General features: G+C 52.3%; 15 protein-coding genes. 3 read left to right on the forward strand and 12 right to left on the reverse strand.

Annotated features, from left to right (window positions below; genetic code table 11):
- Window positions 1-26: 26 nt before the first annotated feature.
- Window positions 27-788, forward strand: a complete 762-nt coding sequence (locus ACORNT_RS15795) for a PEP-CTERM sorting domain-containing protein (protein WP_321393003.1) — start codon at window positions 27-29, stop codon at window positions 786-788.
- A 53-nt stretch (window positions 789-841) separates the two neighbouring features.
- Here the strand turns inward: ACORNT_RS15795 and ACORNT_RS15800 are convergent, their stop codons facing one another.
- From ACORNT_RS15800 to ACORNT_RS15835, 8 genes are all read right to left on the reverse strand, one after another.
- Window positions 842-1,348 carry a macro domain-containing protein gene (locus ACORNT_RS15800; RefSeq protein ID WP_321393006.1) on the reverse strand — a complete coding sequence of 169 codons (507 nt, stop codon included), beginning with the start codon at window positions 1,346-1,348 and terminating at the stop codon, window positions 842-844.
- A gap of 4 nt (window positions 1,349-1,352) precedes the next feature.
- Window positions 1,353-2,546: a CCA tRNA nucleotidyltransferase gene (locus ACORNT_RS15805; RefSeq protein ID WP_321393009.1), complete on the reverse strand. Its 1,194-nt coding sequence runs from the start codon at window positions 2,544-2,546 to the stop codon at window positions 1,353-1,355.
- Entirely contained in the window at window positions 2,546-3,196 is a 651-nt protein-coding gene (locus ACORNT_RS15810) for a CoA pyrophosphatase (protein WP_321393011.1), read from the reverse strand. The genes ACORNT_RS15805 and ACORNT_RS15810 overlap by 1 nt, the downstream gene beginning before the upstream one ends.
- Window positions 3,193-3,777 (reverse strand): DUF1285 domain-containing protein, encoded by a 585-nt coding sequence (locus ACORNT_RS15815; RefSeq protein ID WP_321393013.1) that lies wholly within the window; start codon window positions 3,775-3,777, stop codon window positions 3,193-3,195. The genes ACORNT_RS15810 and ACORNT_RS15815 overlap by 4 nt, the downstream gene beginning before the upstream one ends.
- Before the next feature lie 69 nt (window positions 3,778-3,846).
- Complete coding sequence (locus ACORNT_RS15820; protein ID WP_321393016.1) at window positions 3,847-4,350, reverse strand: N-acetyltransferase; 504 nt, start codon at window positions 4,348-4,350, stop codon at window positions 3,847-3,849.
- Between the two features lie 144 nt (window positions 4,351-4,494).
- Window positions 4,495-5,811: an OprO/OprP family phosphate-selective porin gene (locus tag ACORNT_RS15825; RefSeq protein ID WP_321393019.1), complete on the reverse strand. Its 1,317-nt coding sequence runs from the start codon at window positions 5,809-5,811 to the stop codon at window positions 4,495-4,497.
- Between the two features lie 239 nt (window positions 5,812-6,050).
- Window positions 6,051-6,530, reverse strand: coding sequence for a DUF934 domain-containing protein (locus ACORNT_RS15830; RefSeq protein WP_321393023.1), 480 nt, complete (start codon window positions 6,528-6,530; stop codon window positions 6,051-6,053).
- Window positions 6,527-8,206 carry a nitrite/sulfite reductase gene (locus ACORNT_RS15835; protein WP_321393026.1) on the reverse strand — a complete coding sequence of 560 codons (1,680 nt, stop codon included), beginning with the start codon at window positions 8,204-8,206 and terminating at the stop codon, window positions 6,527-6,529. Before ACORNT_RS15835 ends, ACORNT_RS15830 begins: the two co-directional genes overlap by 4 nt.
- Window positions 8,207-8,502: 296 nt before the next feature.
- Here ACORNT_RS15835 and ACORNT_RS15840 point away from each other — a divergent pair, with 296 nt between their 5' ends.
- Complete coding sequence (locus tag ACORNT_RS15840) at window positions 8,503-9,975, forward strand: choice-of-anchor I family protein (protein ID WP_321393028.1); 1,473 nt, start codon at window positions 8,503-8,505, stop codon at window positions 9,973-9,975.
- Window positions 9,976-10,444: 469 nt separating this feature from the next.
- Window positions 10,445-11,062 carry a hypothetical protein gene (locus ACORNT_RS15845; RefSeq protein WP_321393031.1) on the forward strand — a complete coding sequence of 206 codons (618 nt, stop codon included), beginning with the start codon at window positions 10,445-10,447 and terminating at the stop codon, window positions 11,060-11,062.
- A gap of 16 nt (window positions 11,063-11,078) precedes the next feature.
- Here the strand turns inward: ACORNT_RS15845 and ACORNT_RS15850 are convergent, their stop codons facing one another.
- From ACORNT_RS15850 to ACORNT_RS15865, 4 genes are all read right to left on the reverse strand, one after another.
- The gene (locus ACORNT_RS15850; protein ID WP_321393032.1) at window positions 11,079-11,843 is read right to left on the reverse strand and encodes an enoyl-CoA hydratase; all 765 of its coding nucleotides are present in this window, start codon (window positions 11,841-11,843) and stop codon (window positions 11,079-11,081) included.
- Window positions 11,844-11,917: 74 nt separating this feature from the next.
- A complete protein-coding gene (locus tag ACORNT_RS15855) occupies window positions 11,918-12,655 on the reverse strand; it encodes a hypothetical protein (protein ID WP_321393033.1) in 738 nt (245 codons plus the stop codon).
- A 357-nt stretch (window positions 12,656-13,012) separates the two neighbouring features.
- Window positions 13,013-13,312, reverse strand: a complete 300-nt coding sequence (locus tag ACORNT_RS15860) for a hypothetical protein (protein WP_321393039.1) — start codon at window positions 13,310-13,312, stop codon at window positions 13,013-13,015.
- 24 nt (window positions 13,313-13,336) lie between these two features.
- Window positions 13,337-13,639 (reverse strand): hypothetical protein, encoded by a 303-nt coding sequence (locus ACORNT_RS15865; protein ID WP_321393042.1) that lies wholly within the window; start codon window positions 13,637-13,639, stop codon window positions 13,337-13,339.
- Window positions 13,640-13,985: the final 346 nt, after the last annotated feature.

Below are 13,985 nucleotides of genomic sequence, written 5' to 3' on the forward strand. Positions count from 1 at the left end.
ACTTTATAAAAACAAAAGGGGACGTCATGTTAAGAATCAGCCGCAAGGCATTGAAAAATATTATCTTTGGCATAATTCTCACTTCATTACCCTCACTTGCCACTGCGGCAACGGTCTTTGTTTATGACGACACCACCGACTGGGTGTCAGACGGAAACAGCGGTGGCGGATCCAGCGCCATTACCGGCACCGAGGCCAAAGACGGCAACGGCTCGCTGGAACTGTACGGTGACCGCACGCGCTTTTACGGTCTCGGCGATCCCTATGCGGTATCCGGGGGGCTCGCCCCCCTGAGCCTGCTGGCCAGCGCCACATTTGACTGGATGATCGCCACCGACAGTACAAGCGCCCTGCATGAGGATTATTCCCCGGCCCTTCGCATCCACGTCCGGGACGGAGACACATTTTATGAACTGATCTGGGAAGCCGCCTACAACGGCCTCTATGGCAGCGTCGACGAAGGCGTCTGGTATACCTCCGGGGCCGATGACAATTTCTGGCTCTGGCAGGTCGGTCTGGGCGATGCCGGGATTTATAACAGGAGCATTTCCGACTGGATTGACGTCTTGTTCACTGATGACGCCATGATCACCTCGGTTTCGGTTGGTGCAGGATCAAGCGCCGGCAGCGGGTATCATGCTTTTGCCGACAATGTCACCCTGGCTGGTGTCGAGGGTGGCAGCACCACATTTAACTTCGAGATCTCTGAGGTTCCGGCTCCTCCCGCCCTCCTCCTGCTGGGGATTGGACTGATTGTCCTGGGCCTGAGACGAAAAAGTCAGAATTAATTCAAAGTCATCAGAAAAGCCGCCAAACAGCGGCTTTTCTTTTACAGTTCTTCTTATCTCTGCAGCAGGTTCCGATAGAGCTTCTCCGTGCCTTCATCAAAGCAGCAGAAAATGACCTTTTCCGGATCGCCGGGATGCGCCTTTGCCCAGTCGCGAACCGTCGTCACAGAGATTTCCGCCGCCCGGGCGGACGGAAAACCAAAGATGCCGGTGGAAATGGCTGGAAAAGCAAGAGATTTAATCCCGTTTTCAGCGGCAAGATCCAGACAGGAAACATAGCAGGAGGCAAGCTGGTCTTCCTCTCCCTCGCCACCGCCGTGCCAGACCGGTCCCACCGTATGCAGAATATATCTGGCAGGCAGATTAAATCCTTGCGTAATGACGGCATCGCCGGTGTTGCAATGGCCAATCCGCTGACAGGCATCAACCAGTTCCGGCCCGGCGCCATGAAAAATAGCGCCGCATACGCCGCCACCGGGCATCAACTGGCTGTTGGCTGCATTGACAATGGCGTCCACATCCACTCTGGTAATATCTTCCCTGATGACGGAAAGTTCCATCGGCCTACTCCGCAATTGCCAGAAGTTGCTCTTTCGCAAGAGTATAGTCGCTTTCTTCCCAGAGCTGTTCCAGTTTTTTCAATTTCTGACCGAGTTCCGGGCCCGCCTTCTCTCCATTCTGCAGAAGGTCCCTGCCCTGCAGAGGAAAGGAGGGAATGGAGTAGGTCTGCACATACCGCACCTGCTCTGCCGTTCCCCCGGCCACCATGCGGAACAAGACCACAGTGCGCCCCAGATGATAGAGCAACCTGCGCAAATCTTTCTTCGACAACTCACCCTCAAGTTCCGGATGCGCCGTGGCAAGGTCAGCAAGATCAGACGTTTCCTTGCCGGACAGGCGCAGATGACGGGCCATGAGACGGCTACGATCAGGATCCTCCGGCATCAGGGTAGCGAGCCGCGCTGTCACCGAGCAAAGCCCCAGTTCCTTCTCCCGCCGGATATAACGCAGGAAATTCTCAACCCCCACATTATCAGGCAGCACCTTGTCCAGAATACCGCATTCCGCCATGATGGGCAGAATGCGTTCTGCTGCCGGAAAGGATAAAAGCTTCTTCATTTCCTGGGCCAGGCGTTCCCCGGACAGATTCGAAATCATCTCACGCTTAGCGATACAGGCCGCGAGCCCGTCCTCGTCCAGGGTTGATTCGTCAAACTGGGCGGCAAAACGGAAAAAACGTAAAATCCGCAGCGCATCTTCCTGAATGCGCTGTTCCGCCTGGCCGATAAAGCGCACATGACGGTTTTGCAGATCCTGCCAGCCGTCGCAGGGGTCATAAAGCGTGCCGTCCGCATCCAGATAAAAGGCATTCACCGTCAGGTCACGGCGCCTCGCATCCTCCAGCCAGTCATCGGTAAAGGCCACATCCGCGTGCCGGCCGTAGGTTTCCACATCCCGGCGCAGGGCCGTCACCTCAACCACCTCTCCCCGGGAAACCGCGGTGATGGTGCCGTGCTTGAGACCAGTGGGGATCACCTTGATGCCTGCCTTTTCCAGCCGCGACATTGCCTCTTCCGGGTGAAGCGAACAGGCGACATCAATATCTCCGATCGGACGCCCCATCAGGCTGTCACGGACGCAACCGCCGACCAGGCGCGCCACGCCGTCATTTTCATTCAGAACCTGGAGCAGTTTTTTCAGGCCCGGCCTGTCAAGCCAGGCAACCGTGGCACGGTCCAGTTTTTGCCGCGGCTTCATCAGGACATCTCCCTGATCAGCTTGCTGAACCTGACCAGCATGGCGGCTGTTGCGCCCCAGATATAATGATCAGGATGGGGAAAGACGTAAAAATGCCGGGTCTGTCCCTGCCATTCACGGCTCTGAAGCTGTTGATTGGCTTCGTTTAGAATAAAATCCAGTGGCACCTCGAAGGCTTCTTCCACTTCGGAAGGATCCGGTTGCAGTACAATGTCCGGCCGGACAAACCCCACCACCGGCGACACTGCAAATCCTGTTACCGTTTCATAATCCTCAAGCGCCCCGATGATTTCCACCTTGTCATCGGTAAGGCCGATTTCCTCCCGGGCCTCCCGGAGCGCCGTAGCAATGGCGTTTTCATCGCCCTCGTCACATTTTCCGCCAGGAAAAGACACCTGCCCCGAATGGGTTTTCAGTTCCGAGGACCGTTTGGTCAGCAGCACAGTCATGCCTTCGGACCGGTCAACAAGGGGGACCAGAACTGCCGCCGGCTTCAGGGGCAACTCTCCCCGGGGCATGAAACTGTCGGGCCTGTACAGGATCTGGTCAGCCGTGGGAGGGCGGCTCCAGGCGCGCTTTTCGGCCGAGCGCAATGCCCGCCAGCATCCCGGATCGTGTAATTCAACTATTTTGCGGATCGTCTGCTTCATTCCCCGTGCCCCAGAACAAAAAACTCCCCTGCACTCCAGACTCCATAACGCCCGTCCTGTTCCACCACAAGTTCCGCCAGCTCATAATAAACCGGGCGGCTGATCAGTGCCTCCAGCCGGTCACGCACAAGAATATAGGGGGATGGTTCGCCGGTCTCAGCGTCCATTTCCACCCGCAAGGGATGGTCGGCATCTGCCGTGACATAATCATCCAGATTGGTGCGGAAATGCAGGATCTGTTGCTCTCCCTCACCCTCCCTTTGCAGTTCAACGGCAACAAAGGGCCGGTCCTCGACCCGGATACCGACTTTCTCGACCGGGGTCACCAGATAATATTTTCCGTCCTCGTCATGGCGAAGGATGGTAGAGAAAAGTTTCACCATGGCCGGACGCGCAATGGGGGTTCCCATATAAAACCAGCTGCCGTCCCGGCGGATTTCCATATCGATATCACCGCAGAAGTCCGGATTCCACTTATGTACCGGCGGCAACCCCTTGCCCCCTGCCGCCTTCTGTGCTTCCCTGGCGAACAATTCGGGCCGGAACCCGGCAACCTGTGATTTTTCACTCTGTTCTGACATGGATCATGCTTCCTATTGATATCTATCAATATAGAATTTGATCCAGGCAATTGAAAGTATCGTGAAAAGTTATTTTACCGGCTGGATAATTCCGGACACACCCTTCATGGCGCCCGGCACAAGTTCCCTGGCCAGAAGGCGGCTGTAATCCACCGGTCCCGGCAGGAACAGATCGATCGCCAGATCCCGGGAAAAACCAACACGCCGGTAATAGGGTTCGTCGCCGACCAGAATGACCCGCTCGTAACCAAGCTCTTTAGCGCGCTGAAGGGCAAATTCCATAAGAGCGATACCATATCCCTGCCCCTGCTTGCTGGCCTTGACCGCAATGGGGCCCAGCAACAGTGCCGGCCACTCCTGGCCCACCTTGGACCGGATCACAATCGGCCAGAACTGCAGGCTTGCCTTGAGTTTGTTATTTTCCCGGATCACAAAGGAAAGCTCACTGACGCAGGGAACATTCTGCCGCAGCTTGTAAACTGTCTTGATCTGGCGATTCCGACCGAAACATTCATCAAGCAAAGCTTCGATATCCGGCAGATCACTGTCCTGTTGATGCGTAATAGGCAACATGGGCAATACTCAAAATAAATTGCAGGCGGAAGTATCACAATATGACGTTATTCACCAGAAAAATAATTACATAAGGCAAGAAAAAAAGGACGAGGCAAACACCTCGTCCTTTCAATTCAGGCATTATACTCCTAAAGGAGAATGTTACCAGTCAACCTGGAAACGCAGGCCGAAGGCATCGATATTTTCACCGTCATCAGCCCCGCCTTTAATATCGGAGGTCGAATAGTTGGCCATCACCCGGGTATAGTCATTCAGGTGCCAGTTCACACCAATCAGGTAAGTTTCCTGCTTGCCGCCGTCAATGGCCGCATCAGCATCCGTCAGGTCGATGGTGTCATAACGGACAGCCACCTGCCATGCGCCCATGCCGCCTTCGAAGACCGGGTTTTTCACTTTCACCCGGCTGAAGGCTCCTTTTTTATAACCACGGCTTTCACCGGTAATGAAATAGCTGAGGTCAATATAGCCGCCGCTGAAAGTGGCGTTATCAGTCATAGCTGTCAGATTGGCTGTCTGCCAGGCCCATTCAGCCTGTGCAGAGAAAGGCCCCATGACACCGGCCAGTTCAAGGCCGTAGAAGGTGTCGGAGTCAGCAGCTATATGTACAGTTTCGTCTGCAATCGGGTCATGAAAGCTTGTATCAACATAACGACCGGCCTGATGGTTGTGGGGACGCTGGCGGTAACGTACTTCGCCGGCCTCATCCAGTTCACGATGGCGCACGGAGGCCCCGACATGGACCAGCCCATCATCCAGTTTGACCGCATAGGTAGCACGGGCCGCATAAGTGCGATCCTCGACCCCGCCGCCGCCAGATGCATCGCCCTGGAACAGGCCGGCTGTGAAAGTCGCGTTCTTATCGGCATAGGCCACAGCAATACCTGTCTGGCGCGCCAGACTGAAGGCATCGGTGAAGGATCCGCGCTCCATGAACGTGATATAACGGGAAGACGTCTGCTCTTCCAGGGAGTTCGGGGTTTTCATCTGGCCCACACTGATCGTCACCGGTTTCAGATCCCACGCCAGATAGGCGTCCTTGATTTCAACTGAGTCACCGGCGAAATCGGCTTCAAATTTGTATTTCACATCCTTGAAAACCACACCTTCCACGCCGAGACGCGCGGTGCGGAATTCGGTATTGTCAACAACCTTGCCGCCATTGTCGGATACATTGCCGTAATCCGCGAAAAGACGACCACGGACCTTCATTTTGAAGTTACCGTCCTTGCTGGAAAACTCGGGTGCGCCTTTCCATTTTACATTCAGGTCAGGACCGGCATCACTTTTCTTTTCTTCCGCTTTATCCTGTTTGGCTTTCATTTCGGTGACCTGCTGCTGCAGGGCATTAATCTGTTTCTGGAGTTCCTCAATGGACTGGGCATGCACAGGAGACACAAACAATCCCGTGGAAATGGCCGTTGCAGCCGCCAGACCGGCAATTCTCAACCTGATAGACATTTTATAATCCTTCTATCTGAAGTGGATATTTAATTCTAATTGCACTCGAAACGACATAAATTACATTAGGGATGAATAAATTATTAATTTCGATTGTGAATCAAATATTTTATTTATGTTACAGATATATGACAGTTGCGTAACAATGATGATTTTTTGGCCGAATTAATGCTTTTAAAATTAAAAAAGCAGCCCGAAAGCTGCTCTTTTTAACTTAAATGAAAAATTTTTGTCACAAATCAGCGACGCCGGTACAAGGGGACTTTCTGGTCAGCTGACACCTGGTAGGTTTCTGAAAAATCATCCAGCCCCTTGATTTCCTCTTCGATATTCTTGCCTTCTTTTATTTCAAAGGCATTAAATCCACAGCGCTGCAGATAGAAAAGCTGGTCCCGCATGATGTCACCAACGGCGCGAATCTCACCCGTGTAGCCATACTGATCCCTGAGGATCTTCGCATAGCTGTACCCGCGACCATCCATAAAGCTGGGAAAGTTGATGGCGATCACATCGAATTTGTCCAGATCAACGGCAATATCCGACGGGTGCTGGTCCGGCTCAAGCTGCACGCCCAGTTTACCATTACGGGTGACCAGTGTGTCCCGATCAGACTGCCAGATATCCAGGGGGACGATGATATCGCCAAGGAACAGGTCATCGGCCGGACCGGCATGCCGCCAGTGGTCTTCGATGATTTTTTTGTCTTTGATAATTCTCACAGCGCCGCTCCTTTCAGGGATACATCCACATACACCTGTTCCTTGAATACATCCATCCCCAGCCGACGGTAAGTATCCAGGAAACGCTCCCCTTCCTCACGCACCTCGAGGTAGGTCTTCAGAAGACGGTCGATGGCGGGGACAATTTCCTCCTCATCGAAGGCCGGGCCCATGATTTTACCGATAGAGGCATCATCTTCCGCAGAGCCCCCCAGCGTGATCTGGTAATATTCGGTGCCCTTTTTGTTCACACCAAGAATACCGATATGACCCACATGGTGATGACCGCAGGCATTGATACAGCCGGACATTTTGAGCTTCAGCTCGCCCAGGTCATAAAGATAGTCCATGTCATCAAAATAGTTGCTGATCCGGTCGGCGACAGGGAGGGAACGGGCATTGGCCAGGGTGCAGAAATCCAGCCCCGGGCAACAGATCATATCCTGCAGGGTGCCGATATTGGGAGAAGCAAACCCCAGCGCTTTCAGTTTTTCCCACAGGTCAGGCAAATCGTCCAGCTTCACATCTGCCAGAACCAGATTCTGTTCATGTGTGGTGCGGATTTCCCCAAAGCTGAACTGATCGGCCAGGTCGGCCACCGCAAGCATCTGGTCATCGGTGGCATCCCCCGGCGGAACCCCCGGTTTTTTCAACGAGACCACAACAATGGCATAACCCGGCTTTTTGTGGCTGGTCACATTGTTCTTGTACCACCAGGAAAAATCCCTGTTGTCAGCCAGAAGTTGGTCCATGCGGGAGGATTTCGCCGGAAGGTCCTCATAAGCAGGTTCGGTGAAGTAAGCCTTGACTCGGTCAATCTCTTCCTGGTCGAGAACAATGCCACCCTGGGACAGAATATTCTGCCATTCCTCGTCGACCCGGCGGGTGAACTCGTCCTGTTTCAGTTCGTGAACCAGGATCTTGATGCGCGCCTTGTATTTGTTATCGCGGCGACCGAACTGGTTGTAGACCCGCATGATGGCCTCGGTATAGGTCAGCAGGTCCTTTTCGGCGACAAACTCATTTATCAGCTTGCCGATCATCGGTGTCCGGCCCATGCCGCCACCGACATAGACCTCAAATCCAACCTGCCCGGCGTCATTGAGAACCACCCGGTAGCCGATGTCATGATAGAGGATCGCCGCCCGGTCGGTTGTCGCGCCGGTGAAGGCCATTTTGAATTTACGCGGCAGATGGGCGAATTCCGGATGGAATGTCGACCACTGGCGCATGATTTCCGCATAGGGACGCGGGTCAACCACTTCATCGGGGGCAACCCCGGCATACTGATCGGCGCTGATGTTGCGGATACAGTTACCGCTGGTCTGGACCGCATGCATTTCCACACTGGCAAGATCAGCCAGAATATCAGGCACCTTGTCCAGAGTCGGCCAGTTATACTGGATATTCTGCCGGGTGGTGAAATGACCGTAACCGCGGTCATATTTCGTTGCAATATTCGCCAGCGTGCGCATCTGCCCGGAAGACAGAAGCCCGTAAGGCACCGCCACCCGAAGCATATAGGCATGCAGTTGCAGGTAAAGACCGTTCTGAAGCCTCAGCGGCCGGAATTCATCCTCGGTCAGTTCACCACTGAGCCGGCGTTCCACCTGCCCCCTGAACTGGGCCACACGCTCGTTGATGATGCGCTGGTCATAATCGTCATATTTATACATTGCGGTCTTTCCTGTACCGGCATCCACCCGGTAAAATTTATTTCACATTATTTTTAATGTATATTAATCTATTCTACATATATAACGACTTAAATAACATAATTCAATATAAGACGCACGATTCCCGCTATTATTTTTTTTCATAAAAGCTACATAATCTGCTTTCATCATTCCCGTTTCCACAGGTCTGTTACAGGGATTTATTATACATGTCTGCTTTAAAAGGATTTTCACACGTTTTTTCAGCGATGCTGACGGCATCATTCCTGAGTTTGTTTTCGGGCAATATTTTCTCAATGGCGCAAGCCGGGGAATTGAAACTCGGCACAATCGCCACCTGGGAAACAGGAATCTACGGCAAAAGTGCGGCGGAAATCGTCATGTACCAGAAAAGCACCAGCCATATCTATTTCGTCAATGGCGCCCTTCCCTCGGTCGAGGTTATTAGACTCACAACCGACGGTAAAGCTGAATTTATCACCCGACTGGCCCTGGCGAAAACGGAAAGTCCCACCAGCGTCGCAGTGCGTGACGATCTTGTTGCCATCGCCGTTCATGACGAATCCATCAGGGGCCGGCCGGGCAAAATCCTCTTTTTTGACAGCAGCCATCAGCGGGTCGGCGAGGTCAAGGCTGGCTTCCTGCCGGATATGGTCACCTTCAGCCCGGATGGCCGTTATGTGCTGGCCGCCAACGAGGGAGAACCGCACGGAGATTATGACCCGGAGGGTTCGGTCACCATCATCGACCTGCATTCCGGTATCGGGAACGCCACGCCGTCCACGGTCGCCTTTGCGGATTTTGACCGGGACATCCTGACCGGCAACGGCGTCAGAATTGCACCGGGGAAACGCTTTGCCGAAGATGCAGAACCGGAATATATCACCGTGTCCGCTGACAGCCGGACCGCCTGGGTGTCCCTGCAGGAAAATAACGCCCTGGCGGAAATCAATATCCCGTTGGCGCGGGCGGAAAAAGTCATTCCCCTCGGCCTCAAGGACCACAGCCAGCCCGGAAACGCCCTGGACGCTGTTGACGGGGACGGCATTCACATCGTCCCCCGCCCGTTGTTTGGCATGTATATGCCCGACAGCCTTGCCAGCATGGACCATGAAGGAAAAACATTTATCCTGACCGCCAACGAAGGCGATGCCCGCTCGGAAGAAATAAAACTGTCAAAGGCAAAGCTTGATCCCGCTGCCCTGAACCCGGAACAGAAAAAGGAACTTGGCGGCCTGCGCCTTTCCGCCACAGACGGGGATACGGACGGGGATGGCGATATCGACCGGATTCAGACTTACGGCGCCCGGTCCTTTTCCATCTTTGATGCGGACGGAAACCTTGTGTTTGACAGCGGCAGCGATTTTGAACGGATCACTGCCGATCGGCTGGGGAAGTCCTTCAACAGTGATAATGCCGCCGGTGAGAGCGGCGACAGCCGCAGCGACAACAAGGGGCCAGAACCGGAAGCTATCACACTCGGCAGGATTGGCGGGCAAACCTATGCCTTCATTGGCCTGGAAAGGGTTGGCGGAATCATGGTCTATGATGTTACCGATCCCCATGCCCCTTCTTTTGCCGGTTATCACAATTCGCGAAATTTTGACGCCGGTCCGGGCGTTGAAAATGCCGAAGATATGAAAAATGCGGGCTGCCTTGGCCCGGAGGGACTTGCCTTTGTTGCCGAAGAAGACAGCCCTTTAAAAAAGCCGCTCCTTCTTGTCGCCTGCGAGGTCAGTGGTAGCGTGGAAATTGTGCGCATTAACTGAATCTAAACTATTTGGGCATAATTTAGAACTTGTTAGACATTTTCCTCCCCAGACTTGGGCGGCCTCGTAAGGAGCCGCCTTTCTTTTATGACTAATCCCCTGATATCAAATGTAAAAATCTCCCCTGACTTGGGCCGCTTGTTACTTTAGTATTTTCTAAATAATTCAAGTAGTTAAACCATATTTTTCACATCCGGGGTCGTAAAATCCCGCCAATCCGACAGCCTGCGCCAGCCGGACTCCAGCAGTGTTAACTGTTTTCCTTAACCGCATTTCCTGCGAGGTGATTCCTGTTTCTGGCCGTCAATTGATCTATCTGATTTCCCTCCCAGCAGTCTTTTAGTACGACTCACAAATACCGAGTCGTCCAAATTCTGACAAATCTCGGTGATAGCAATACATCGCAGGTTCATAATGTTTTTATAGAATTTACCAGTCAATATCATCGGTATCCTGGAAGGAATGGAAAATGTTTAAAAACTATGCTTCAAAGGGACTCGTTTTCTTACTGGCCACCACAATAATGACCGGACCGGTCCTGGCTGATCAGCCCCCGCCGCAGCACAAACCTCACGCCGAGGAAAAAGGACCGCCGAAAAAAGCCAAACCGTATAAACCCCGCGTTCATCCGGGCGTCCCCCTGTACGCCGGACCACGGTCTCCCTATGTCCGGCCGTTACCCCCACAGCGGCATCGCCTGTACCGGGGCGTGAGGATTTATCGCCCTTACGGCCATATCTATCCGGGCTTCGGGTTTTATTATACGGATAACGACGCCTTTTTCTGGCTGGCCTTTACCGCCTTTACCCTGATCATTCTGCATGAACTGAGTGAACAGCAGCAACGCACCCACGAAAACGCCATTATCGTGGCCAGCCGTGCGCCGATCGGCGAAACGGTCACCTGGCGCGACGGCAATGCCACCGGCTGGGTCACCGCCACCCGGGAAGGCACAAGCTCACTGGGACGTTACTGCCGGGAGTTCCAGCAGACAATCCAGATTGGCGGCAAGACGGAAACCGCTTACGGCACCGCCTGTCGCCAGCCGGACGGCCAGTGGGAGATTATTTCCACCCGCAATGAATAATTTAAAAGCCGGGAAATCAGAACTTTGAGAAATCCGGCGGCCGCTTTTCAAAAAAGGCGGTCGCCACTTCCATAAATTCGGGCGTTTTCAGCCGTTCCGCGAACAGCAGCCCCTCCTCCATCATGCGGTCCTGGACCTCGGTCCGGTTTTTGGCCAGCAGCCGTTTGGTTTCCCGGATCGCCGAGGGCGCTTTTGAGGCCAGCTCCCGCGCCTTCTCCAGCACGGCCTCGTGAAAGTTAGCCACACTCAGGATGCGCGCCACCAGTCCAGCCTGCACGGCTTCTTCAGCCGAAAGCGCCGCCCCCAGCATCAGCATCTCGGTCGCCTTGGCGGTGCCCACCGCACGCGGCAGAAGCAGCGACGAGGCTGCTTCCGGCACCAGGGCCAGACTGGTGAAGGGGGTGGTAAAGACCGCCTCCGGTGACGCATAGATCAGGTCACTGTGCAGAAGAAGCGTGGTGCCAATGCCGACCGCCAGGCCGTTGACCCCGACGACGATGGGTTTTTCAAAGGTGGAAATGGTTTTGAGGAAACGGAACACCGGCGCCTCCTCGGAATGCTGGATGCCGGCGGCAAAATCCTTCAGGTCATTGCCCGAGGTGAAGGCATCGCCATTGGCCAGGAAGACCACGGCCCGGACGGAGCTGTCGGCCGCGGCCTCGTCCATGCCGTCACAAAAGGCCGTATACATGTCATGGGTGATGGCGTTCTTCTTGTCCGGCCGGTTGAAAGTGAGGACCAACAGGCTGCCGTCCCGCTCGTTTAAAACATAGTCGCTCATATTCCTGCTCCCAGAATTTACTACGGTAACAGTCTAGGCTATTCATGGGAAAATTTCAAACGATCGTTTTATGCTTAAATATACTCACCTTCGATTTTTCGTCCTCTGAGGACAGCTTTATATACTTTGAGTGGCTCCCGATAATCTTTAAGAGAGGTCACAACAGAAATATATACCCATTTGATGGGGTGGTTTTTGCATCCTGCAGATTCCCATGCTTTATAGTGGGAATCTTTGCCGGAAACTTCTCTGCTTCCGGACCTGAGTCGCAGATCAAACTTCTGGCGGAAACTCAGGCTTTCGTATTTTTCCAATTTCGATGTATCCACTTCCCCAACCCTTTCTGGACGATGCAATTGCCCGTTAGGAAAACTCTCATCAAGCACCTCTTTGCTCACAAGAAACTCGCAAGGATGCAGGGAGGCATAAATTATCTTCTTTCTCACATCTTCATATTCCCATACGTCCAATCGAACATATAGTTTCCTGCACTTAATACTTGGAAGAATATAGCCGCAGGCTGGTCCTCCTCCCGCAACTGAGCATCTGCCATAATCATCCGGCTGGAAATTTTTGACTTCACTCAAGTTGCAAAGGCCGCGACGGTCCAGAGGACGTATTATCGGCTCCAATTCCACCTTACCCGAACCCAGGAACACACTTCTCGTAACGGCATGCAGAACGCCATGGTTGCTAATACCGTTTTTAGCATAATAGAAGTTAAAATAAGCCCAGTGACCAAGCACTACGAAATAGTAGTACAGCACACAGACCAGAGCTGCCCCCAATCCAATCTTGAATTTCTTTTTCATGCTTCCCCCATTCTTCGCTGTTTCACAAAGCATACCACGTTAATTCTAAGTCAATTCCCCCCAATAGAAAAGGGCCGCGCGATTAAGCGCAGCCCTTCCTGTAATCTTTGGGTGTTGAGTGACGTGACTTAGAAGCCCATGCCGCCCAAAATCAAAGGACTCTGACCCCAATGATTCCGACCCCAATGATTCCCAATGATTCCGCTACTGTTGGTCAGCGTGTTATAGGTCGCGGTCGCACAGGTTGGTGCCGGTATTGCCGAAGGCCCCGAATATCATAAAGCCGTTATCACGGATGATCTCGATCTTGGTCGGCACCGCCTCCAGGCTCCAGCTCCCCCCCGAAGAAACATCTCGTTACTCTTCCAATTTCCTAAATACGACTATCGAATTATTATCAGCAGGTTCGGGAAGTTGCTTATTTGTAACAATAACATTGAATGTTCGCTCAACAAATGTGACTTGCAAAGCATCAAATTCAGCTTCCAAATCATAAATTTCTTCAACATCATCTTCGTCTTGCTCAGCTAATATGATGTTAATATCAAAAGAAGTTTCTTTTTGCTCAATCCAGATCATCCTGAAATTGGGAGAAATATAGCAAACTAGTGCCTGCATCAAATTCAGAGCCTGCTCTTGCAACTGACTTAATTTCATGAGACACCTATACCAACCGATCCCCTAATTGCATTGATCTTCACGTCTTCCGTATAAAATTGCCCTTTTGGCTGCGGGAATATCCCTAATCCTTTCTGAACCAATAGTTGTCTCCAATATAAATTTCTGAGTATCCTTATAAATCCGCTCTAGACTGTTTGCGATGCTTTCCAAATTCTTTTTATCTCGTTCGCTTTCATGCTCTAAGACTACATGAATGTTCAAACACTCCTCGTCCTGTGCAATCCAAATTATTCTGAAATTTTCAGAAATTTTTCCCAAAAACTCTTTCATTAAAATCAAGGCGTTATCTCTAATATCCAACATTACTAAAACCCTTATGAAGGAGGCGCCGAATTTGGATTAGTAGGCACAACACTTGGACTTTTGCTACCTTTAATAATAAACACATTGGTAGGTTGACTAGCATACCCTGCACCTGGGTTCACATTTGTTCCAGTAACTCCATTATATTGGACTACAGGAAACCCCTTTTTGTTGGTCCCTAATGACCTGCCCCCTTTATTCGGTCACTCGGTAAGAGAGTTTTCCTTTTTCCAGTTTGCATAGTTTTGCACTTTTGTCATCAGGGAAGGTCACATTATCAACGCTATTGAGTGTACCTCCTATGAGTGGCCAGCTATATGTCTAGCTTGTTTCTGGTAACTAACTG

The sequence above is a fragment of the Emcibacter sp. genome (assembly GCF_963675455.1).
GTDB lineage: Bacteria > Pseudomonadota > Alphaproteobacteria > Sphingomonadales > Emcibacteraceae > Emcibacter.

Coding starts and splice junctions, on each gene's coding strand:
- ACORNT_RS15795 (WP_321393003.1), top strand. CDS start 27: ATGTTAAGAATCAGCCGCAAGGCATTGAAAAATATTATCTTTGGCATA.
- ACORNT_RS15815 (WP_321393013.1), bottom strand. CDS start 3,777: ATGTCAGAACAGAGTGAAAAATCACAGGTTGCCGGGTTCCGGCCCGAA.
- ACORNT_RS15825 (WP_321393019.1), bottom strand. CDS start 5,811: ATGTCTATCAGGTTGAGAATTGCCGGTCTGGCGGCTGCAACGGCCATT.
- ACORNT_RS15865 (WP_321393042.1), bottom strand. CDS start 13,639: ATGTTGGATATTAGAGATAACGCCTTGATTTTAATGAAAGAGTTTTTG.
- ACORNT_RS15850 (WP_321393032.1), bottom strand. CDS start 11,843: ATGAGCGACTATGTTTTAAACGAGCGGGACGGCAGCCTGTTGGTCCTC.
- ACORNT_RS15800 (WP_321393006.1), bottom strand. CDS start 1,348: ATGGAACTTTCCGTCATCAGGGAAGATATTACCAGAGTGGATGTGGAC.
- ACORNT_RS15855 (WP_321393033.1), bottom strand. CDS start 12,655: ATGAAAAAGAAATTCAAGATTGGATTGGGGGCAGCTCTGGTCTGTGTG.
- ACORNT_RS15845 (WP_321393031.1), top strand. CDS start 10,445: ATGTTTAAAAACTATGCTTCAAAGGGACTCGTTTTCTTACTGGCCACC.
- ACORNT_RS15840 (WP_321393028.1), top strand. CDS start 8,503: ATGGCGCAAGCCGGGGAATTGAAACTCGGCACAATCGCCACCTGGGAA.
- ACORNT_RS15805 (WP_321393009.1), bottom strand. CDS start 2,546: ATGAAGCCGCGGCAAAAACTGGACCGTGCCACGGTTGCCTGGCTTGAC.
- ACORNT_RS15860 (WP_321393039.1), bottom strand. CDS start 13,312: ATGAAATTAAGTCAGTTGCAAGAGCAGGCTCTGAATTTGATGCAGGCA.
- ACORNT_RS15810 (WP_321393011.1), bottom strand. CDS start 3,196: ATGAAGCAGACGATCCGCAAAATAGTTGAATTACACGATCCGGGATGC.
- ACORNT_RS15820 (WP_321393016.1), bottom strand. CDS start 4,350: ATGTTGCCTATTACGCATCAACAGGACAGTGATCTGCCGGATATCGAA.
- ACORNT_RS15835 (WP_321393026.1), bottom strand. CDS start 8,206: ATGTATAAATATGACGATTATGACCAGCGCATCATCAACGAGCGTGTG.